This is a genomic window from Microbispora siamensis (assembly GCF_016863095.1).
Classification (GTDB): domain Bacteria; phylum Actinomycetota; class Actinomycetes; order Streptosporangiales; family Streptosporangiaceae; genus Microbispora; species Microbispora siamensis.
In genome coordinates this window covers 138,815-159,563 of sequence record NZ_BOOF01000002.1, presented here as the reverse complement: position 1 = coordinate 159,563, position 20,749 = coordinate 138,815, and the positions used below count along the sequence as shown (strand labels likewise).

General features: G+C 72.7%; 18 protein-coding genes. 11 read left to right on the top strand and 7 right to left on the bottom strand.

The window, feature by feature from the left end; translation table 11 throughout:
- The first annotated feature begins 8 nt into the window (after nucleotides 1-8).
- Nucleotides 9-971 carry an ArsR/SmtB family transcription factor gene (locus tag Msi02_RS02520; RefSeq protein WP_239108050.1) on the top strand — a complete coding sequence of 321 codons (963 nt, stop codon included), beginning with the start codon at nucleotides 9-11 and terminating at the stop codon, nucleotides 969-971.
- Between the two features lie 28 nt (nucleotides 972-999).
- Here Msi02_RS02520 and Msi02_RS02515 read toward each other — a convergent pair whose 3' ends face one another.
- Nucleotides 1,000-3,087 carry a sensor histidine kinase gene (locus Msi02_RS02515; RefSeq protein WP_204046860.1) on the bottom strand — a complete coding sequence of 696 codons (2,088 nt, stop codon included), beginning with the start codon at nucleotides 3,085-3,087 and terminating at the stop codon, nucleotides 1,000-1,002.
- Nucleotides 3,088-3,333: 246 nt separating this feature from the next.
- Between Msi02_RS02515 and glnA2 the strand changes: the two genes are divergently transcribed.
- The gene (gene glnA2 / locus Msi02_RS02510) at nucleotides 3,334-4,695 is read left to right on the top strand and encodes a gamma-glutamylpolyamine synthetase GlnA2 (protein ID WP_193203042.1); all 1,362 of its coding nucleotides are present in this window, start codon (nucleotides 3,334-3,336) and stop codon (nucleotides 4,693-4,695) included.
- Between the two features lie 159 nt (nucleotides 4,696-4,854).
- Entirely contained in the window at nucleotides 4,855-5,637 is a 783-nt protein-coding gene (locus Msi02_RS02505) for a hypothetical protein (RefSeq protein ID WP_204046859.1), read from the top strand.
- A gap of 57 nt (nucleotides 5,638-5,694) precedes the next feature.
- Here Msi02_RS02505 and Msi02_RS02500 read toward each other — a convergent pair whose 3' ends face one another.
- Nucleotides 5,695-6,888, bottom strand: coding sequence for a MalY/PatB family protein (locus Msi02_RS02500; RefSeq protein WP_239108049.1), 1,194 nt, complete (start codon nucleotides 6,886-6,888; stop codon nucleotides 5,695-5,697).
- Nucleotides 6,885-7,385, bottom strand: coding sequence for a DinB family protein (locus Msi02_RS02495; protein ID WP_204046858.1), 501 nt, complete (start codon nucleotides 7,383-7,385; stop codon nucleotides 6,885-6,887). Before Msi02_RS02495 ends, Msi02_RS02500 begins: the two co-directional genes overlap by 4 nt.
- Nucleotides 7,386-7,468: 83 nt before the next feature.
- Between Msi02_RS02495 and Msi02_RS02490 the strand changes: the two genes are divergently transcribed.
- Nucleotides 7,469-8,029 (top strand): CGNR zinc finger domain-containing protein, encoded by a 561-nt coding sequence (locus tag Msi02_RS02490; RefSeq protein ID WP_204046857.1) that lies wholly within the window; start codon nucleotides 7,469-7,471, stop codon nucleotides 8,027-8,029.
- Nucleotides 8,030-8,033: 4 nt separating this feature from the next.
- On the opposite strand, the gene Msi02_RS02485 is transcribed toward Msi02_RS02490, so the two are convergent.
- Nucleotides 8,034-8,891, bottom strand: coding sequence for an alpha/beta hydrolase (locus tag Msi02_RS02485; RefSeq protein WP_204046856.1), 858 nt, complete (start codon nucleotides 8,889-8,891; stop codon nucleotides 8,034-8,036).
- 69 nt (nucleotides 8,892-8,960) lie between these two features.
- On the opposite strand from Msi02_RS02485, the gene Msi02_RS02480 reads away from it, so the two are divergent.
- The 4 genes from Msi02_RS02480 (at nucleotide 8,961) to Msi02_RS02465 (ending at nucleotide 15,705) form a co-directional block, all read left to right on the top strand.
- The gene (locus tag Msi02_RS02480) at nucleotides 8,961-9,662 is read left to right on the top strand and encodes a type 1 glutamine amidotransferase (RefSeq protein ID WP_204046855.1); all 702 of its coding nucleotides are present in this window, start codon (nucleotides 8,961-8,963) and stop codon (nucleotides 9,660-9,662) included.
- Between the two features lie 267 nt (nucleotides 9,663-9,929).
- The gene (locus Msi02_RS02475) at nucleotides 9,930-12,938 is read left to right on the top strand and encodes a bifunctional [glutamine synthetase] adenylyltransferase/[glutamine synthetase]-adenylyl-L-tyrosine phosphorylase (RefSeq protein WP_204046854.1); all 3,009 of its coding nucleotides are present in this window, start codon (nucleotides 9,930-9,932) and stop codon (nucleotides 12,936-12,938) included.
- A 144-nt stretch (nucleotides 12,939-13,082) separates the two neighbouring features.
- Nucleotides 13,083-14,387 carry a hypothetical protein gene (locus Msi02_RS02470; RefSeq protein ID WP_204046978.1) on the top strand — a complete coding sequence of 435 codons (1,305 nt, stop codon included), beginning with the start codon at nucleotides 13,083-13,085 and terminating at the stop codon, nucleotides 14,385-14,387.
- A 79-nt stretch (nucleotides 14,388-14,466) separates the two neighbouring features.
- Nucleotides 14,467-15,705 carry an MFS transporter gene (locus Msi02_RS02465; protein WP_204046853.1) on the top strand — a complete coding sequence of 413 codons (1,239 nt, stop codon included), beginning with the start codon at nucleotides 14,467-14,469 and terminating at the stop codon, nucleotides 15,703-15,705.
- A 48-nt stretch (nucleotides 15,706-15,753) separates the two neighbouring features.
- Here Msi02_RS02465 and Msi02_RS02460 read toward each other — a convergent pair whose 3' ends face one another.
- Both Msi02_RS02460 and Msi02_RS02455 read right to left on the bottom strand, forming a co-directional pair.
- Nucleotides 15,754-16,194: a YybH family protein gene (locus Msi02_RS02460; protein ID WP_204046852.1), complete on the bottom strand. Its 441-nt coding sequence runs from the start codon at nucleotides 16,192-16,194 to the stop codon at nucleotides 15,754-15,756.
- A 79-nt stretch (nucleotides 16,195-16,273) separates the two neighbouring features.
- A complete protein-coding gene (locus Msi02_RS02455; RefSeq protein WP_239108047.1) occupies nucleotides 16,274-17,155 on the bottom strand; it encodes a LysR family transcriptional regulator in 882 nt (293 codons plus the stop codon).
- Nucleotides 17,156-17,263: 108 nt separating this feature from the next.
- Here Msi02_RS02455 and Msi02_RS02450 point away from each other — a divergent pair, with 108 nt between their 5' ends.
- Together Msi02_RS02450 and Msi02_RS02445 are read left to right on the top strand one after the other, a co-directional pair.
- Nucleotides 17,264-17,671, top strand: a complete 408-nt coding sequence (locus Msi02_RS02450; protein ID WP_204046851.1) for a hypothetical protein — start codon at nucleotides 17,264-17,266, stop codon at nucleotides 17,669-17,671.
- A 10-nt stretch (nucleotides 17,672-17,681) separates the two neighbouring features.
- Nucleotides 17,682-19,259 (top strand): multicopper oxidase family protein, encoded by a 1,578-nt coding sequence (locus Msi02_RS02445; RefSeq protein ID WP_239108046.1) that lies wholly within the window; start codon nucleotides 17,682-17,684, stop codon nucleotides 19,257-19,259.
- A gap of 50 nt (nucleotides 19,260-19,309) precedes the next feature.
- Here Msi02_RS02445 and Msi02_RS02440 read toward each other — a convergent pair whose 3' ends face one another.
- Nucleotides 19,310-20,080, bottom strand: a complete 771-nt coding sequence (locus Msi02_RS02440; RefSeq protein ID WP_204046850.1) for a neutral zinc metallopeptidase — start codon at nucleotides 20,078-20,080, stop codon at nucleotides 19,310-19,312.
- Nucleotides 20,081-20,201: 121 nt separating this feature from the next.
- Between Msi02_RS02440 and Msi02_RS02435 the strand changes: the two genes are divergently transcribed.
- Complete coding sequence (locus Msi02_RS02435; protein WP_204046849.1) at nucleotides 20,202-20,723, top strand: GNAT family N-acetyltransferase; 522 nt, start codon at nucleotides 20,202-20,204, stop codon at nucleotides 20,721-20,723.
- Nucleotides 20,724-20,749 lie beyond the last annotated feature (26 nt).

Here is a 20,749-nt window from a genome sequence, read left to right as displayed (position 1 = left end):
GAGCGGCCGTGCCGGTGGAGTGGCGGTTCACGCCGGACGACGTGGCGCGGCTGCGCTTCGCGTTCTCCCCGATGTGGGAGCTGGTGGCCAGCCTCCGGGTGCTGCGCGCCCCCGGCCGCCACTCGCTGCACCTGCCGTGGCTGCGTGCCGTAGGACCGCGCCTGCGCGAGGTGGATCTCACCGACCTGTTCGCGCTGGTCCCGGCGAGCGGCTACATCCCCGACTTCCTCACCCCGCCGCCCGACACCCCGCTGCCGGACTTCGCCGCCGAGCTGGAGCGGGTGCGCGCCACGCCGCCCGCCACGGCGTACGAGGAGACGGTGTGGGTGCAGACATCCGATCCCGTGGCGCTGCGGCGGTTCGCCGACGACCCCGCGGAGGGCGTGCGGCGGGTGGCCGGCCAACTGCGGGAGTACTGGACGGTCGCGTTCGAGGAGTTCTGGCCCAGGATCCGCGCGCTGCTGGAGGCCGACGTCATGTGGCGGGCCCGCACGCTGGCGGCCGGGGGAGTGCGCGAGCTGTTCGCCGACCTGCACCCGGGTGTCTCCTGGCACGGGGACCGGCTCGTCACGGCCAAGAGCTGCGCCTACGACGGCGACCTCGGCGGGCACGGCCTCGTCCTCGTGCCGAGCGCCTTCGGCTGGCCGGACGTCTCGGTGATGTACGAGCCGTACCGGCCGATGCTGTGCTACCCGGCGCGGGGCGTCGGGACGCTCTGGTCGGACGGCGCTCCCTGCACGCCCGAGGCGCTGGCCGCGCTCATCGGCCGCACCCGGGCGCAGGTGCTCACCGCGCTGGCCGAACCCGGCTCGACCACCGGGCTCGCCCGGCGGCTCGGCCTCACGCCGGGCGCGGTCAGCCAGCACCTCGCCGTGCTGTCCGACGCGGGCTTGGTGGCGCGGCGGCGGCTCGGCCGCGAGGTGCTCTACCGGCGGACACCCGTCGGAGAGTCGCTCGCCGCCGTCTGCTGATCACACCCTGCCGATCACGCCCGGCTGATCAACCCGGGCCGGGCGGGGCGGGCACGGCGGGCAGCCGGGCGGTGACCGTCGTCCCGCGGCCGGGTTCGGAGGTGACGGCGCAGGTGCCGCCCAGCTCGGCCGCCCGCTCGGCCATCGAGCTCATGCCCACGCCCGACCTGCGGCCCGGCGGCAGTCCCACGCCGTCGTCGGCCACGACGACCCGCAGCTCGCCGTTCCTGTGCAGCACCACGCGCACGCTCCTGGCCCGCGCGTGCTTGCGCACGTTGGTCAGCGCCTCCTGCACGATGCGGTAGGCCGCGACCTCCACGGCGGCGGGCAGCCCGGCCAGGTCCCCCGTCACCTCGACCTCGGCCACCGACTCCGCGCCCGCGGCCAGGCCCGGGCGCGCCTCCTCCGCCAGGGCCCGTACGGCTCCCGCCAGCCCGAGGTCGTCGAGCGCGGGGGGACGCAGGCCGTACACGAGCTGGCGGACGTCGGCGGTGACGCTGTTCATGCCCTCGCGCAGGTCCCGCAGCAGGGAGTCGGCCGTCTCCGGGGACCGTTCCAGACTGTGGCGGGCCATGTTGATCGTCATCGCCATCGACGCCAGCGTCTGCCCGAGCCCGTCGTGCAGGTCGCGGCGCAGCCGCCGCCGTTCCTCCTCCCGGGCCGTCAGGATGCGCTCGCGGGAGCGCTGCAGCGCCGTGGTCAGCGTCACCGTGTGCGCGGCGTCGGCGACGTACGGCGCCAGCACCGCGATCACGCGTTCGTCGTGGGCGGCGGGGAAACGGCGCCCGCCCGGCGGACCGATGAGCAGGCGGCCGACCGGCTCGCCGTGCCAGACCAGCGGCACCTCCCGCGTCACGGGACCGGGCCGCCCGCTCGTCGTGACGGTCCCGTCGATCTCCACCGCGAGGCCGGTGACCGACAGGCCCTCCCGCAGCACCTCCAGGGCGGCCAGCAGGGCGTGCGCGGGGTCGGCGTGCTGCAGCCGCCGCCGCAGCCCGGCGGCGAGCGCGAGCGGATCGCCGCCCCTGCCGTACAGCGCGCGGTCGACGAGGCGCTGCAGGCCGCTCCGGATGGGATGGAAGAACGCGCCGGCGAACAGGGCCGCGGCCAGACCGGCGAACCGGTCGACGCCGGACAGGACCAGGCTGGAGCCCGCTCCGACGAGCACGTAGACGGCGGCCACGACGCCGACCAGGCCCGCGCCGACGAGGGCCCTGCTGATCAGCGTGTCGATGCCGTACAGCCGGTAGCGCAGCACGGCGACCGCGATCGCGGCCGGCACCAGGGGGAGCGTGAGCGAGGCCGTCCACCAGACCGGATAGCCGATCACCCAGGGGATCACCACCCCGGCCATGGCGACCAGCGGCCACAGGATCTGGCGGCGCTCGATCCCGTCGGCCCGGTTGAAGCGGACGACGAGCGAGGAGAACGCCAGCGCCATGCCCACCGCGACGACCGTGTGCATTACCTGCCGGGTGCCCTGGTAGTACGGCGCGAAGGCCGCCACCTCCAGCGCGTTGTAGCCGGTGCGCACGCTCGACGGGGCGATCAGCGAGCACAGCCAGTCGAGGGCGAGGGCCGCGGCGGTCACGCCCCCGGGCACGCACCACCGCTTGGACAGGATGCGCCCGGTGGGATAGAGCAGGGGCAGCAGCACCCCGAGCGCGTACGTCGTGAGGTTCCACACGCCGTCGGCGAACACCCAGAGCGGGTGGACCAGCGGATGGCCCCCGTTGAGGACGAGCAGCGCCGCCGTGTTGGCGGCGAGGATGTTGGCGGCCGAGCCCAGGCCGCCCAGGCACAGCAGCCAGCCGAGCAGCAGCCGGGGCCGCGAGATGACCAGCAGCGCGCCGAAGATCGGGAACGTCGTGCCCGCCACGTCCTCGGGCGCGAACGGCAGCGGCGTGTAGGGGGAGTCCGGCAACTGGGCGGTCACCCAGATGTCGGCCAGTTCCAGGCAGATCGCCACGGCCGCGATCGCCACCGCGACGGCGGGCCCGAGCACCAGCACCCGGCCCGGCCAGTCGAGCGCCCGCAGCCGCCGCGGCCGGGGTTCCGCGGAGTCGAGCAGCGGTCGTGCCACGGACGGGGGCTCCTTCGGGGTGTGCACCGGCATGCCGGCAAGGTAAGGCGCGCGGGTCGACACGCGATCAACGCCGGATCAACAGCAACGACGACCCGGCCACGCGTTTTGTTCGGTGTGATGTTCGTCACCGTATCCGCCCGGCCCTCCGGGCGCCGCCACGGTCCCCGATCCCCGGTGAGCCGCAGGACAGGCGGCTCACACCTCGTCGTAACCCCTGTGAAACACTCAGAGGGCAGACTGGTAGGCGACCAGACCTGTAACTCCGTGAGGTACGCCTTGGACCGCCAGCAGGAATTCGTCCTCCGCACGCTCGAAGAGCGAGACATCCGGTTCATCCGGCTGTGGTTCACCGACGTGCTCGGCTTCCTGAAGTCGGTGGCGATCGCGCCGGCCGAGCTGGAGGGCGCCTTCGCCGAGGGCATCGGCTTCGACGGCTCGGCGATCGAGGGCTTCTCGCGGGTCTACGAGTCGGACATGCTGGCCAAGCCCGACCCGTCGACGTTCCAGATCCTGCCGTGGCGCAGCGAGTCGCCGGGCGCCGCCCGCATGTTCTGCGACATCCTGATGCCGGACGGCTCGCCGTCGCACGCCGACCCGCGCTTCGTGCTCAAGCGGACGCTGGCCAAGGCGGCCGACATGGGCTTCACGTTCTACACCCACCCCGAGGTGGAGTTCTTCCTGCTCCGCAACCGGCCGGAGAAGGGCGACAAGCCCCAGCCCATAGACGAGGGCGGCTACTTCGACCACACGCCGCACAGCGCGGGCCACGACTTCCGGCGCAACGCGATCATGATGCTGGAGTCGATGGGCATCTCGGTGGAGTTCAGCCACCACGAGGGCGCGCCGGGCCAGCAGGAGATCGACCTGCGCTACGCCGACGCGCTGACCACGGCCGACAACATCATGACGTTCCGGCTGGTCATGAAGGAGGTGGCGCTGGAGCAGGGCGTGTGGGCCTCGTTCATGCCCAAGCCGTTCACCGACTACCCCGGGTCCGGCATGCACACCCACATGTCGCTGTTCGAGGGCGACCGCAACGCCTTCTACGAGCCCGGCGCCGACTACCAGCTGTCCAAGATCGGCCGGTCGTTCATCGGCGGCCTGCTCCGGCACGCGGCCGAGATCACCGCGGTGTGCAACCAGTGGGTCAACTCCTACAAGCGGCTGTGGGGCGGCGCCGAGGCGATCGCCGGAGCCGGCGGCGAGGCCCCCGCGTACATCTGCTGGGGGCACAACAACCGCTCCGCGCTCGTGCGCGTGCCCATGTACAAGCCGCACAAGGGCGGCTCGACCCGCATCGAGTTCCGGTCGGTCGACTCCTCCTGCAACCCCTACCTCGCCTTCGCCGTCATCCTGGCGGCCGGGCTGAAGGGCATCGAGGAGGGGTACGAGATGCCGCCGGGCGCCGAGGACGACGTGTGGGCGCTGACCAGCGCGGAGCGGCGGGCGCTCGGCATCCAGCCGCTGCCCCAGTCGCTGGACGAGGCGATCGTGGCGATGGAGCACAGCGAGCTGGTCGCCGAGACGCTGGGCGAGCACGTCTTCGACTACTTCCTGCGCAACAAGCGCGCGGAGTGGCAGGATTACCGCCGCCAGGTGACCGAGTACGAACTCGGCCGCTACCTGCCCGTGCTCTGACGGGGATCATTCCGTCACCGCGGCGTTACAGCCTGCAAATCTTCCTGACACTCCCGTCTGTTTAGCTGGTCCCTACGCCGGAACAGTAAAATCGGTTCACTTGTTACGACTTTTGCGGGTGAGCCGTATCAAGACGTGATCAGGGAGGGCGTGGGCCATATGACGGCGGCTGCGGGGCTGCAGACCGTTCTGACCGTACCGAAGCGTTTCCGGGGACCCGAGGGCACCGCCAACGGCGGATGGATCGCGGGCACCCTCGCCGGCACGCTGACGGGACGCGGTCACGACTCGCCGGTGGAGGTCACCCTTCGCAGACCGGTCCCGCTGGAGACCGACCTGCCGGTCGAGCACGTCGGCAACGCCGTCGTCCTCAGCCAGGGCGACAGCCACCTCGTCGAGGCGATTCCCGTCGCGGAGACGCTGATGCCGCCGCCGTTCGTGCGGTTCACCGACGCGGCCCGCGCGGAGGCGGGCTTCCCCGGCAGGAACGGCCACGCCATCGCGGGATGCTTCGCCTGTGGCCTGCGCGAGCCGGGCGACGGGCTGCGGATCTTCCCCGGGCCCGTGAAGGACCCCGTGAAGGACGCGGCGGAGGACCCCGCGGAGGGCGCCGAGCTCGTGGCCGCCGGCTGGCGGGTGCCGTTCAACGTGACCGACGAGGAGGGCGTGGTTCCCGACTCGATCGTCTGGGCGGCGCTGGACTGCGTCACCGGGTGGGCGCACTACCGCAGCTTCCCGGACCGGCAGCCCATCCAGCCCCCGCTGCTCGGGCGGCTGACCGGGCAGGTGTTCCGCCGGGTCTATCCGATGGGCCGATACTCGGTCGTGGCCCGCGCGGAGGGCCGCGACGGCCGCAAGCTGTTCGGCACGAGCGCCGTCTACGAGGTGGACGGCGCGCTCGTCGCCGCCGCCAAGGCGACCTGGATCCTGCCCCGCCAGTGACACGGCCCCGGCGGGTGGTCCCGGTGACCCGCGACCACCCGGCCGGTGGAGCCTCGCTCAGGAGGACGAGCCGCCGGACAGGGCCGTCCCGATGCGGCCGAGGATCTCGTCCAGGAGCGCCGGGCTCGTGGCGAAGTTGAGCCGTGCGAACCCGGCGGTGTCCACCGGCGTCTCCTGCGCGAACTCGGCGCCCTCGGCCAGTTTGACCCCCGCCTCCCGCTCCAGGCACTCGGCGGGGGCGACGCCCCCGAACGGTGTGCCGGTGAAGTCGAACCAGCTCAGGTAGGTGGCCTGCGGCGAGTGGTAGCCGAGGTCCCACGGCAGGTCCGCGGCCCACCGGTCGATCGTCCGCCGGTTGTGCTCCAGCGTCCGCATCAGGTCCGCGTGCCAGTCCGCCGACTCCCGCCACGCCGCGACCGTGGCCGCCCGGCCCACCATGGTCGGTGTGCCGAAGTAGTCGTACGGCATGCGCGCCAGCGCCTCCCACACGCCGTCGTGCCCGATGTGGGCGACGGCGCAGCGCAGCCCGGCGATGTTGAACGTCTTCGTGGCGGAGGTCGCGGTGATCGTCCGCGCCGCCGTCGCGGGCCCGAGCGAGGCGAACGGGACGTGGCGGTGCGGCGCGTAGGCGAGGTCGGCGTGGATCTCGTCCGAGACGACCACCAGGTCCAGCTCCTCGGCCGCGTCGGCGAGCGCCTCCAGTTCCTCCCGGGTGAAGACCCGGCCGGTTGGGTTGTGCGGGTTGACGAGCACCAGCATGCGGCAGCCCGCCGCCCGCAGCCCATCGGCCAGCCCTTCGACCGCGAAGCCCCAGCCGTGTCCGGTTCGGGTCATGGGCAGCGGCACGATCCGGCGCCCCGCCCGCGCGATGCTCGCCAGGAACGGCGGATAGGACGGCACGTGGATCGCCACCCCGTCGCCGGGCCTGGTGGCGTGCTCGACCATCACCTGGAGGATCTGGATCAGGTCGGTCAGCACGCGGACGCGGCCCGGCCGCGGCGTCCAGCCGTGCCGCGCGGCCATCCGCTCCGCGAACGCCTCGGCCACCGGGTCCTCGCCCCGCCAGAACGGGTAGCCGAAGTCCTCCCGCTCGGCCAGCCGGATCACGCACTCCCGCACGGCCGGCGGCACGCCGAAGTCCATGTCGGCCACCCACGCGCCGAGGACGCCGGGCGGCAGGGAGCCCCACTTGACGCCGTACCCGGACCGCAGCCGGTCGACGTCGACGTGGGCGAAGGGGTCGCGGGTCATGATCGTCCTTTCGTCCCGGAGCCGATCCCGGGGTCGACGGCGGAGGCGGCGATCCAGTCGCGCAGGATCTCCATCTGGCCGTGGTGCTGGGCCAGCTCCTCGTACACGTGCAGGAGCGCCGCCCCCTGGGTCAGCTCGCGGTCGGGGCCGAGGAACGCGGCGGGCGGCGTGCCCCGCAGCGGCTCGGCCGGCCGCGCGGCCCGCACGTCCGCCGCCAGCTGGTCCCGTACGGCGGCGGCCCGTTCGAGCAGGGGGCCGACGGGCCCGGCGGCGGCGAACTCCGCGTCGCGGTCCCGGACCACCTCCCGGCCCGCCACGAGTGCGCCCGCCCAGTACGAGACCACCCCGAGGCAGTGGGTGAGCAGGGCGTGGGGAGAGTTCGCGCCCGGGAAGGGCGGCCGGACGTTGGCGAGGTCGTCGCCGAGCTCGGCGACGATGCCGGTCATTCCGTCGAGAGCCCGGCGGGCGAAGTAGAGGTAGTCGTCTTTGTCGATCACCACGGCCTCCGATGCCGCGTCACTGGTTCAGGCGGTGACGATAGCGCTTGCCGCGGCCCGATGTCACCTGCCAAGGTGGTGACGTGGACTTCGTCTTCGTCGGCGGCAATCTGGCGCTGGACTTCGCCGGCACGCTCAAGTGGCGCCGTACCCATCCGGAGGAACTGCTGCGCACGCCCGGCGACCTGGCGCGATGGTCGGTGGAGGCGGGCGTGCTCACCCGGGAGCCGTCACTCGACGGCGAGGACCTGCGCACGCTGCTCGGCCTGCGCGAGGCGGTCTACCGGCTCGTCGCCGCCGCGCTGGACGGCCGTCCGTGGCCCGGCGAGGATCTCGGCGTGCTCAACCGGGCGGCCTCCGCCGCGCCGCCGCGGCTGACGCTCGGCCCCGGTGGCCTGGCGCGTGATGGAGGCGCGGCGGAGATCGGCGCGGAGGTCGCCCGGTCGGCCGCCACGCTGCTGGCGGGGATGTCCCCGGCGGCGGCCTCGGCGACGGTCTCGGTGCGGGTGCGGGAGTGCGCCCGCCCCGAGTGCACCCGCCTGTTCGTCGACCGGTCGCGGGGCGGCACCCGGCACTGGTGCGGCATGGAGGAGTGCGGCAACCGGGTCAAGGCCGCGAACTACCGCTACCGCAAGAAGGGATGAGCCCTCATCCGGTGAGGCGGGCGGCCACGACCGCGGCGCAGCGGGGGTCGAACAGGATCGTGTAGTGGTTGCAGTCCGGCACGACCTCGTCGCGCAGGCCGGGCAGGACGGCGGCCCACCGCGCGGTGAGGTCGTCCGGGAGCATCCCGACGTCCTGGTTCAGCAGCCCCCGCGGCGCGCGGAGCAGGAGCGGCGCCGGTTCTATGGCCTTCAGCGCCGTCCCGATCGCCTCGTGCTCGGTGAGCAGCCAGCGGCCGTCCTGCCGTACGGCGTCCTCGCGGGCGCGCGAGCGGACGGCGCCGTCCGGCCCGGTGGCGTCGTAGCGGACGTACTCCTCGATCAGCGGGGACCAATCGTGGGCGAGCGCGGGATGGGCGCGGAAGAAGTCGAGGTAGGCGTCCACGCTCGGATAGGTCTGGGAGAGCCGGGCGATGGCCGGGCCGAGCGTCGCCTCCAGCACCTCGTCGGGGTCGGCGCCGGGCGGCAGCGGCAGCGGCAGGCCGCCGTCCACGAGCACCACCCGGGCGTAGCGCCGGTGCGCGGCGTGCAGCGCCGCGACGTAGGCGCCCATCGAGTGCCCGGTGAGCACGCTCGTGCCGTCCGCGCCCACGTGCTCGGCGACCCGTTCCAGGTCCTCGGCATGCCGGTCCAGGCCGTACGGGCCGGGCAGATCGGCGCTGTGGCCGCGCCCGCGCAGGTCCACCGCGACCAGCGACCAGCCGGGCGGCAGCGCCTCGGCCACCGCCCGCCACGCCATGAGGGAGGCGGTGATGCCGTGCGCCGCGATGATCAGGCGGGGACCGCCGCCGAACCTGGCGATCCGCAGCCGTCCGCCGGGGACGGCGACCTCATCGATGTTCATGGTTCGGACTGTACGGTACGACCCTCGCAGGTATCGCCTGTCCCGTTATGTGTCTTTAAGCTCTCCCATATGGGTGAACGTCTGATCGTCATCGAGCACGAGGCCGACGCCGGTCTCGGCTTCTTCGCCGGGTGGCTGGAGGCCGCCGGAGTCGAAGCCGAGGTCGTCCGGCCGTACAAGGGGGAGCCGGTGCCCGGACGCGCCGCCGGCGGGCTGCTGGTCCTCGGCGGCTCCGCGGCGGCCTGGGACGACGAGGGGTACGGCTGGCTGCCGGCCACCAGGGACCTGCTCGCCCGCGCCGTCGACGAGGGCGTGCCGACGCTCGGCATCTGCCTCGGCGCCCAGCTCATGACCATGGCCTGCGGCGGGACCGTCGAGCGCGGCGGCGCGGGCCTGGAGATCGGCCTGGGGGAGATCGAGCCGCTGCCCGAGGCCGCCGCCGACCCGCTGCTGTCCGCGCTGCCGGGCGGCACGGTCCGGGCGATCCAGTACCACTACGACGCCATGACCACCCTGCCCGAGGGCGCCGTACGGCTGGCCACCGGCGCGCGGTACGCCAACCAGGCGTACCGGCTCGGCGACCGGGCCTGGGCCGTGCAGTTCCACCCCGAGGCCACGCCCGCGATCTTCGCCTCCTGGACGGCCGGCGGGGAACTGCCGCCGGAGCGGGCCGGAGAGCTGAACGCGCAGGTCGAGGCGGCCGGGGACGAACTGCGGGCGACCTGGAGGCCGCTGGCCGAGGCGTTCGCGGCCCAGCTCGCCCGGCGCTGACTCGCTGAAACGGGCTGACATGGGCGGAGGAGCGCGCGGGGAGAACCCGTGATGGGCCGATTACGCGGAGAAACCGCTAAGGACGCGCACAACGCGGAGGGTTAGCGTGTGCGCTGAGCCCGGCACGTGCCGGGCGGCGACATCCGAGGTCGGCTCCCCGGCAGTGAGCCGATCTCTGCGAGGAGGCTTCCGACCCATGTGTACGGTTACTGGGAAGGTTCGTCTCGGGGGGCCGACGTGATCGACGTCGGGGTGGAGGAAGGAACGGTGAACGCCGCGCCTCGGATACAGACGACGGCAGGGCGCCTGGCGGCGCTCGGATTCGCCGACGGCGCGCGGGCCGAACGGCTGCTCGACGAGCTCGGCCCCGAGGCGGTCGGCGACTTCGCGCTGCTCGACGACCTCGTCAGGGCCGCCGACCCGGATCTGGCGCTGACCGCGCTGAGCCGCCTGGTCGAGCGGGACCCGAGCGTGCTCGGGGCCTTCCGCGCCGACCCGGACCTGCGCCGCAGGCTGCTCGGCGTGTTCGGGCTCAGCGCGGCGCTCGGCGAGCACGTCGTGCGGCACCCGGAGTGCCTGCCGTCGATCCAGTGGACGCGGTGGCCCACGCTCGGCGAGCTGCGTGAGGAGATGCTGCTCGCGGTCGGGGCGGACCCCGACGAGGCCGAGCCCGTGGCCGAGCCCGCGGCCGACGGGATCACCGCCGGGCCTGGCGCGTCCGGGCCGGCGATGGAGGCGCTGCGCGTCGCCTACCGGGGCCGCCTGCTGCACCTGGCCACCCGGGACGTGACCGGCGAGTGCACGCTCGCGGAGGCCGCCGCCGCGCTGGCCGACCTCGCCTCGGCCGCGCTGGAGGCCGCCCTCGCCATCGCCAGGGCCGAGGTGGCCGACGCGGGCGACGTACGGCTGGCCGTGATCGGCATGGGCAAGTGCGGGGCCCGCGAGTTGAACTACATCTCCGACGTCGACGTCGTCTTCGTGGCCGAGCCCAAGGAGGGCGTGGACGAGACCAAGGCGCTGCAGACCGCCACGCGCCTCGCGCAGGGCCTGATGCGGGCCTGTTCGGCGAGCACCCCCGAGGGTTCGCTGTGGGAGGTGGACGCCAACCTGCGCCCGGAGGGCAAGATGGGCCCGCTCGTGCGCAGCATGGAAAGCCACCTGGCGTACTACCGCAGGTGGGCCAAGACCTGGGAGTTCCAGGCGCTGCTCAAGGCGCGCCCGGTCGCCGGCGACCTCGAGCTCGGCCAGGAGTACGTCGCCGCGGTCAACGAGCTGGTCTGGCAGGCCGCCGCCCGGCCCAAGTTCGTGGAGGACGTGCAGGCCATGCGCCGCCGGGTGGAGGCGCACGTGCCCGCGGGCGAGGCCGACCGGCAGATCAAGCTCGGGCCGGGCGGGCTGCGGGACATCGAGTTCGCCGTCCAGCTCCTCCAGCTCGTGCACGGCCGCTCCGACCCGCTGCTGCGCCGCCGTGCCACGCTGTCGGCCCTCTCCGCCCTCTCCAGGGGCGGCTACGTCGGGCGCGACGACGCCAAGGCGCTCGCCGAGGCCTACACCTTCCTGCGCCAAGTCGAGCACATGCTCCAGCTCCACCGGCTGCGCCGCACCCACGTGGTGCCGTCGGACACCGCCGACCTGCGGCGGCTCGGCCGGGGGCTCGGCATGACGACCGACCCGGTGGGGGAGTTCACCACCACCTGGAAGCGGCACGCGCTGGAGGTGCGGCGGCTCCACGAGAAGCTGTTCTACCGCCCGCTGCTGCAGGCGGTCGCCCGCCTCCCGGAGACCGAGGCCCGCCTGTCCACGGCCGCCGCCACCGCGCGGCTGGAGGCGCTCGGCTACGCCGACCCCGAGGGCGCGCTGCGGCACATCGCCGCGCTCACCAGCGGCGTCTCCCGCCGGGCGGCCATCCAGCGGACGCTGCTGCCGGTCATGCTCGGCTGGTTCGCCGACGCCCCCGACCCCGACGCCGGCCTGCTCGGCTTCCGCCAGGTGAGCGACAAGCTCGGCACCACGCCGTGGTATCTGCGCCTGCTGCGCGACGAGACCGCCGTGGCCGAGCGCCTCGCCCACCTGCTCGGCACCAGCAAGTACGTCACCGGGCTGCTGCTGCACGCCCCCGAGGCCGTCGCGATGCTGGGCTCGCCCGCCGAGCTGGCCGTACGGCCGGCCGCGACGCTCGCCGCCGAGGCCGCCGCCGCGGTGGGCCGCCACGCGGAGGACGCCGAGAGCGCCGTCGCCGCCGTCCGGGCGCTGCGCCGCAGGGAACTGCTCCGCACGGCCTGCGCCGACCTGTCCGGGCTGATCGACATCGAGGAGGTCGGCCAGGCCCTCTCGTCGCTGAACGACGTGACGATCCAGGCGGCGCTGGACACCGCGATCAACAAGGTCACGCTGGAGCGGCGGGCGCCGTTCCCGACGCGGCTGGCCGTGATCGCCATGGGCCGCCTGGGCGGCCTGGAGAGCTCCTACGCGAGCGACGCCGACGTCATGTTCGTGCACGCGCCGCTGCCCGGCGTGGCCGAGCGGGACGCGACCGACGCCGCCCACGCGGTGGCCGAGGAGACGCGCAGGCTGCTCGCGCGGCCCGCCCCCGACCCGCCGCTGCAGATCGACGCGGGCCTGCGGCCGGAGGGGCGGCAGGGGCCGCTCGTGCGCACGATCGCCTCCTATCGGGCCTACTACGACCGCTGGGCCTCGCACTGGGAGGCCCAGGCGCTGCTGCGGGCCCGGTTCTGCGCGGGCGACGCCGAACTCGGCCGCGAGTTCGTCGCGCTCGTCGACCCGCTGCGCTACCCGGCCGAGGGCATCTCGGCCGACGCCGTACGCGAGATCCGCAAGCTCAAGGCGCGCATGGAGGCCGAGCGGCTGCCGCGCGGGGCCGACCCGGCCCTGCACACCAAGCTCGGCAGGGGCGGGCTGAGCGACGTGGAGTGGGTCGCCCAGCTCATCCAGCTGCGGCACGCGGGAGCCGTACCTGCGCTGCGTACGACGCGCACGCTGGACGCGTTGCGCGCGGCGGCGGGGGAGGGCCTGCTCGACCCGGCCGACGAGGAGGTGCTCGCGCAGGCGTGGCTGTTCGCCTCGCGCATCCGCGACGCGCTCATGCTGGTGCGCGGACGCGCGGCCGACAGCATCCCCACCCCGGTCAAGGAGCGCGTGCTGCTCGCGCGGGCGCTCGGCTACCCGCCGGAGGGCACCGAGGACTTCGTCGAGGACTACCGGCGCACCACCCGCCGGGCCAGGACGGTGGTGGAGCGCGTCTTCTACGAGGACTGAATCCGGCCAAGGAGCCCGATCAAGGGGTCGGCCAAGGGCGTTTTCGCCTTGGCGCGCGGCTTGTTCCGTATGACGTATATGTATGCGGATCGGAGCGTTGCCATCGCAGCCCGTAACGTGTATCAACGGGTGCGGGTGATCTCTTTGATCTCGTATTACGCCGATCTTGCCATCGGGCTGATCCTGGCCTTCCTGCTGCTGTCGCTTGTCGTCAGCGGCATCAACGAAGGCATCGTCAGGCTGCTCGGAATCCGCAGCAAGTTCCTGTGGGCGTACCTGCGCGACACCCTCGACGGCGCGGAGACGGCGGACGGGACCTCCCGGCTCGACCGGATCCTGGACGCGCTCAAGAGGTTCGGCCGCAAGGCGCGCACGCCGCTGACGCAGGAGGCGTCGCCGGAGGAGGGCCGCTCGCGCCTGCCCGCCAGCGTGCTGGGGGTGTTCGCACGGCTGCCGTTCGGCCGGGACCCGCGGCCCGCGTTCAGTCGGCAGCCGCCGCCCGTGGAGAGCCCGCCGCTCGCCGCCGCCGCCGACTCCGTGGCCGCGGAACAGATGACGGCTTCGGCCGAGGCCCCGGCGGACGCGCCGGCGGACCCCGCGCATACGGCGGGACAGGCCGACCCCGAGGAGGCCGCCGTCCTCACGGTGGACCCGGCGGCGGACGGCGCGGCGGGCGGCGTGCTGCCGCCGGGCCAGGGCAAGTCGATGGCCGAACTGCTCCACGAACGGCTGCAGGAGATCGACCACGCCAAGCGCGGAAGGACGAGCATCGCCGACATCCCGCCCGCGCGCTTCGCCGTCGCCGTCATGGAGATCGCCACCGAGCACGGCGGCGTGGAGGCCCTCATGCGGGACCTCGACGCGCTCAAGAGCCCCTTCTCCCGGCCGCTCAAGGCCGTGTGGGACAGGGCGAGCCACGACCTCGAGGCGTTCCGGCGCGGCGTCGAGGACTGGTTCGACGGCGAGATGGAGCGGCTCAGCCTGCTCTACCGCCGCTACGTCCGCTGGGTCCTCGTCGCGCTCGGCCTCGTCGTGACTCTCGTGTTCAGCATGGACTCCCTGGAGTACGGCAAGACCCTGCTGCGCGACAACGCCTACCGCAGCGCGGTGACCGCCTTCGGCCAGGCGGGGCCCCAGGCGCTGGAATCGATACGTGAGCAGTGCCGGCCGGGCCAGGACACGTACGCGTGCGTCACCGACGTGCTGAGCACCCCGGCGTTCGTGAAGATCTTCACGAACGCCCCGGTGAGCGTCACGATGGACGCGGCCGACGGCCCGGCGTGGGCCTGGCACGGCGGGGACTGGTGGCAGCGCCTCACGTCGCCGGGCCATTGGCCGGGGTTCCTCATCACGCTGGTCGCCCTGTTGTTCGGCGCGCCGTTCTGGTGGGACATCCTGCGCCGCGTCAGCGGCCTGCGCGCCCGGACCTCCGGCTCCGCCCCCTCCTGACCTGCGCCGCCGCATGCCGCGGCCGGAGGCCGCGATATCCGGTTGCGGCGGCCGGACCTGCGTGCGTACGGTCGGCCGGGTGCGTGGGCGAGGGCCGGCCGGGTCGCTGTGGCGGCACCGGGACTTCATGCTGCTGTGGAGCGGCCACACGGTGAGCCTCTTCGGCTCGCAGATCAGCTGGATCGCCCTGCCGATGGTGGCGGTCGCCGGGCTGCACGCCACCACGTTCGAGGTGGCGGTGCTGGGGGCCATGAGCACGCTGCCGGCGCTGGTCGTCTCGCTCCCGGCCGGCGTGCTGGCCGACCGTCACCGCAGGCGGCGTCTCATGATCGCCTGCGACGCCGGATCCGCGCTGGTCATGGCGTCGGTGCCGATCGCCGCCGTGGCGGGGCGGGTCACGATGGCCCAGCTCTACGCGGTCACCCTGGTCGTCGGCGCGCTCGGCGTGGTCTTCGGCACCGCGGCCGGCAGCCTGACGCCGGTGCTGCTCGGCGGGGACCGGCTCACCGACGCCAACGCCAAGATGAACACCGCGCGCGGCCTGGCCGAAATGGCCGGGCCGAGCGTCGGAGGCTTCCTGGTGGGCCTGGTCGGCGCCGCCCGCGCGGTCGCGGCGGACGCCCTCTCGTACGCGGTGAGCGCCGCGGCCCTGGCGTCGATGCGCCTGCGGGAGCCGAAGCCCGAGCGTACTTCCCACCGCGGGCGCTTCCTCGGCGAGATCGCGGAAGGGCTGCGGTTCGTGCTCGCCCAGCCCGTGTTGCGCGTGCTCGCACTCTCCGGGGCGGTCAGCGCCGTGCTGCTGCGTGGGATCAGCTCGATGTGGCTGCTGTACGTCGTGCGGGAGCTGGGCTGGAGCCCCTGGGCGGCCGGGCTCGTCTACGGCCTGAGCCTCGTCGGCGGGGTCGCCGGGAGCATGGTGGCCGGGCGCGTGACGGCCCGGCTCGGCATGGGCCGCGTGATCGTCCTGGGCGCCCTGCTGTCGGCCCCCTTCGAGCTGGTCACCCCCCTCGTGCCGCCGGGCCTGGCCGGCCAGTGGACCGTCGGCCTGGTCTTCACCTTCCTGACGGCCGCCGGGATGGTCCAGATGACCGCGGCCCAGACCGCGCGCCAACTGCTGTGCCCGCCCGGCATGCTCGGCCGGATGAACGGCTCCACCCAGTTCATGCAGGCGGGCCTGCTGCCGCTCGGGCCGCTCCTGGCCGGCGCCCTGGGCGCCTGGATCGGCCTGCGCCCCGCCCTGATCATCCTGGCCGGCGCGACCCTGCTGTGGCCGCTCCTGCTGTCCCTGTCACCCGTACGCACGTTGGACGTGAGATGACCACGATGGACGACGACCGCCCGCGGCGTCCCGCACTTGAGCGGCTCGTCAGGGCTCGAGGTCGGTCACGCCTCTGCCGCTCGACATGTCGAGCGGCACGGAAACCTGGTCGTGCGCGATCAGCCAGTCGCCGTCGGTCTTCCGGAAGCAGAAAGTGCCCCGGACCCACATGCCGCTCGTCGCCGTCCCGTTCCTCAGCGTGCCGCTGAGCCGGCCGAAGCAGTGGCCGAACGCCACCGTGTCGCCCACGGTGATCGTCAGGTCGCGGACCTCGTAATTCACCTCCTGGAAGAACGCGAACGCGTTCGCCCAGTTCTTCAGTTTCGCGTCGATCCCCACATGCTGCAGCGGCGGCTCGACGTCGAAGGACACGACGTCCGTCGCGTAGATCTTCCTCAGGCCTTCGAGATCCTTGGCCCGGATTCCTTCGACGATCTTGTCGATCTGCTGCCTGATCGTGGCTTCGTCTTCTTCGCGGTGCGTAGGCATTGCTACCGATCCCTTTCATGCGGTGCGGCTTGTTGGCTTCTCACTGGTACGACCGAACAGCCCCCCGGAATGTGAGGTGTCACGGCGTGGTCCAGTCCCAGCCGGTGATCGTGGTGCGCATCAGCCGGGCGGCGGTCGACAGGTGACTGCCGGCGCCCCAGTGCAGGGTGACGGTGCGCCGGCAGTCGGGGCTGTCGACGGAGATCCAGGCGATGGGGGCAGGAATGTCGCCGCGGCGGGCGAAGGCGGGGACGAGACCGATGCCGAGTCCCGCTCTGATCAGTTCGGCGATGGCGCTGTGCTCGTCGCTCTCGCAGACGATCTTCGGGGTGAGATCTCGTGCGGCGAAGAGCCGGTCGAGCAGCCGGCGGAGCCAGTGTCCCTTGCGAGCGGTGATGAAGGGCTGGTCGGCGAGTTCGTCGATGCTCACGGACGTACGGCTCGCGAGCGGGTGATCGAGTGGCACGCACACCCCCACGGCATCCTCGAACAGCTGCACCGACTGCAGGCCTTCGGCGTGGATCGGCTGCGAGGCGACACACAGGTCGACGTCCTGGGCCCGCAGGCGGCGCGCCATGTCCTCGGCCAGGGACCAGTGAAGCTCGATCTCGACGGAGGGATGGGCTCGCTTGTAGGCCGCCAGCGGGCCGGTGAGGGTGAGGAAGGTCTCCGACGCCAGCCTCACGGTGCCCACGCCCTCGCTGGTGGCCTCGGCGACGGCGCGTCGTCCGGCCTCGAGCTCGCCCAGGGCGCGTTCGACGTGATCGCGGAAGAGCTTGCCGGCGTCGTTGAGCCGGAGCCGGCCGCTCCGGTCGAACAGCGGTGTGCCCAGTTCGCTCTCCAGCCGGGCGATGCTACGGCTCAGCGACGGCTGGGCGACGTGAAGCTCGTCGGCCGCCCGGCTGAGGTGCTCAAGTCGCGCCACCACCAGGAACTGCTTGAGGGTGCTCAGCTCCATCATGACTCCTCGGGTATAACCACATAGCAATATTGATCTTAGACAAGATAACTCTTAAGCCATAGTGTCGCCGTCGTTCGCGAAACGAGAACGGAGTGAGGAGGGATCCGCATGCTCGCCGTGGCCGCGCCCCGGATGACACCCGCGGGATGGACGCTGCGGGCCGTCGTCAGTGCGCACGCGGTGGCGATCGCCGGCCAGCCGGTTTTCGCCGGGATGTATCTGACCGGTGACTACGCCGGTCTGAGCCTGCATTCGGCAGGCGCCGACGTCGTCACCTCCATCGGGTATCTGCAGGTGATCGTCGCGATCGTGGTCTGGGTCCGGCTGCGCCAGGCGTGGCCGTTTCTCGCCACGTCGGCCGTGGTGGCGGCCGAGACGGTGCAGTACTTCGCCGGGCTGGACGGAGCGCTGTGGTTGCACCTCCCGCTGGGAGTGACGACCGTCGTCGCGGTCGTGGTGCAGTTCATCGACGTATGGCGGCGGCCTCTCCTGCGTCAGGGGGCCGCCGATGCCTAGCGGCCGTGGCGTGACCAGGCGGCAGATGCTGGGCATCGGCGGGGCGCTCGGGCTGATGGCGGCCACCGGGCTGACGAGCGCGGCGGCGCTGGCCCGCCGACCGTCGATCACCGGCGCCCAGCTGCGCAGCGCCGTACCGCTACCGCCTCCGTTCCAGGTGCCGCTGCCGGTTCCCGCCGTGCTGAAGCCGGTCGGCACCTCGGGCGGCGCCGACCGTTACGAGATCACCCAGTGCGAGGCGAGCGCGGAGATCCTGCCCGGGGTCACGACGCCGATGTGGACGTACAACGGGACCTTCCCGGGGCCGACGATCGAGTCGCGCCGCGGCCGGCCGGTCACCGTGTCACACCGCAACGAGCTGCCCGTCCCGACGGTCGTGCACCTGCACGGCGGCCGGACTCCGGCGGCCTCCGACGGGTACCCGACCGACCTGCTCCTGCCCGAAGGCCGGCAGGAGCACTCCATGCACATGGGGCATGGCTCCGAGCACGGTATGCATGACCCGAGGGCCGTGGTGACCGAGCTGACGCGGGACTACACCTTCCCGCTGGACCAGCGGCCGACGTTGCTGTGGTATCACGACCACCGGATGGACTTCACCGCCCCCGCGATATGGCGGGGCCTGGCGGGGCTGCACATCGTGCGCGACGACGCCGAGGACGCCCTCGGCCTGCCCGCGGGGCCGCGCGAGCTGCCCCTCATGATCGCCGACCGGGCTTTCGCCGCCGACGGCAGCCTCGCCTACCCCGCCCTCGACCCCACCCTGCGCGTACGGCCCGGCGTCCGTGAGCCGTACCTCGCCGGGGTCCTCGGCGACGTCATCCTGGTCAACGGCGCGCCGTGGCCCGTGCACGAGGTCGACGCGGCGCGCTACCGGCTGCGCATCCTCAACGCATCCAACGCCCGCCACTACGAGCTCGAAGCGGTCACCGGCGACGGGCACCGCCTCGACCTCGTCCAGATCGGCGCCGACCAGGGACTCCTCGCCGCCCCGGTCGTCCACAGGCTGCTGCCGATCGCCCCCGCGGAACGCTACGACGTGGTCGTCGACTTCTCCGGCGTCCCGATCGGCGGACTCGTCAAGGTGGTCAACCGGCTCGGCTCCGGCCGTACCCGCGACGTGATGGCCTTCCGGGTCGCGCGTAAGGCCGCCGACGACAGCCGCGTCCCCCGCACCCTGTCCACCGACCTGCCGGCCTGGCGGCGCTCGGACGCCGTCAGGGTGCGCGATTTCGCCTTCCGCGCCGGACGGATGCACTCTGGCCACGGCTGGCTCATCGGCGGCCTGCCGTTCGACCCCGCCCGCACCGACGTCACCACCCGGCTCGGCGACGTCGAGGTCTGGCGGCTCATCGCCGACGTCCACCATCCCGTCCACCTGCACCTGGTCGGCTTCCGGGTGCTCTCGCGCAGCGGCAGGCCGCCGCTGCCCCACGACGCGGGACTCAAGGACACCGTCTCGCTACGGCCCGGCGAAGCCGTTGAGATCATCACCCGGTTCGACGGCTATCGCGGCCGCTACCTCTTCCACTGCCACAACGCCGAACACGAGGACATGGGCATGATGGCCAACCTCGAGATCGTCTAGCCCGCCCGGGCCCTGCGTCCCGGCCACGGCTACGCAGGGCCCCGGCGACGTCACGCCACCTTGGAGGACGGGGCGCTCCACGTGTTGCAGGCCCCCGGGTCGCCGGACTTGAACCCCTCGTTGGCCCAGTAGGTGATCGACTTCCGGCTTCCGTCGTTCTTGCCCGCCCAGCCGCGCACATAGAAGAGCAGATCGTCCCAATCCTCGCGGCCACGCCGCAAGGATTTCCAGACGCTTCGCAGGGAGACTCCGGCGAAGCAGTCGGCCTGGAGGCTGTATCGCCGGTTCTGCTCGGCGAGTTCGGCCTTGCTCCGGTAGCGGAGGTCCACCCAGGCCCGGTAGATGCCGGCGCGGTTCTGCACGTGCTCCCCGTACTTCGCCGCCAGCAGGTTGAACAGGTAGAGATCCCCCGGGTCCTCCAAGAGGTCCTTGGAGAGCACGATCAAGATCGTGTGAGACGCGTCGCAGTAGTAGGCGGCCCAATCGTCCTTACGCCACTTCGCGCCGCAGAACTTCGCCGGCACCTTGGTCGCGTACGTGAGCTTCACCCGGGACTGCTTCAGACCCGCCTGGTCCAATTCCGCGGTCCAGGCGTCGGTGAGGCAGGCGAATACCTCGTTCAGATAGAGCTTCGCGGACCTCGCGTCCGCCTTCTTCACCCGCCTTTCCCGGCATTCGGTGTCAGGCAAGGGTCCCGCGCTGTACAGGCGGTTGTCGGTGAGGGTCTTGTCCTTGACCGGGTGGGCGGCGGCCGTGCCGGACACGGCCGGGAGGAGCCCCAGTGCCACCGAACCGGCGAGCGCAATCTTGGCGAGTTTCACGGACGACGAGGCTAAACCACCCAAAAGGCCATCGGAAGCCTTTTGTGAATATCGATCCGCTTGTTTCGCGCGTGTGGTGTATAACGGGGCGCCGGCAGCCGAAAGCGTATATGGAGCGTGCATGGTCATCAGACGCGCCGAAGCGGCGGACGCGGAGGCGATCGCGGCCGTCCACGTCCGGTCGTGGCAGGCCGCCTACCCGGGGCTCATGCCCCAGGCGTATCTCGACGGCCTCACTCCGGCCACGCGTCTGCCCGTCTGGAACCGGCTGCTGGGGGAGTCCTCCCCGCCGCGTACGGAGGTCCTCGTGGCGGAGGCGGACGGTTCCGTCGTCGGGTTCGCCGCGTTCGGCCCCGGACGGGACGACGACGTCGATCCGGCCTCGGTGGCGGAGATCTCGGCTATCTACCTGCCGGCCGAGGTGTGGGGCGCGGGGGTCGGCAGGCGCCTCATGGCCGCCGCGCTGGACAGCCTCGCCGCCGCCGGATACGAGCAGGCCACCCTTTGGGTCGTCGACGGGAACATGCGCGCCCGGCGGTTCTACGAGCGTGGCGGCTGGCGCCCCGACGGCGCCGTACAGCGGGACGAGTCGGACGGCTTCCCGCTGACCGAGGTCCGCTACCGGCGGGTCCTGCGCCGTTGAACGGTCGGCCGACCCGATGACAGACC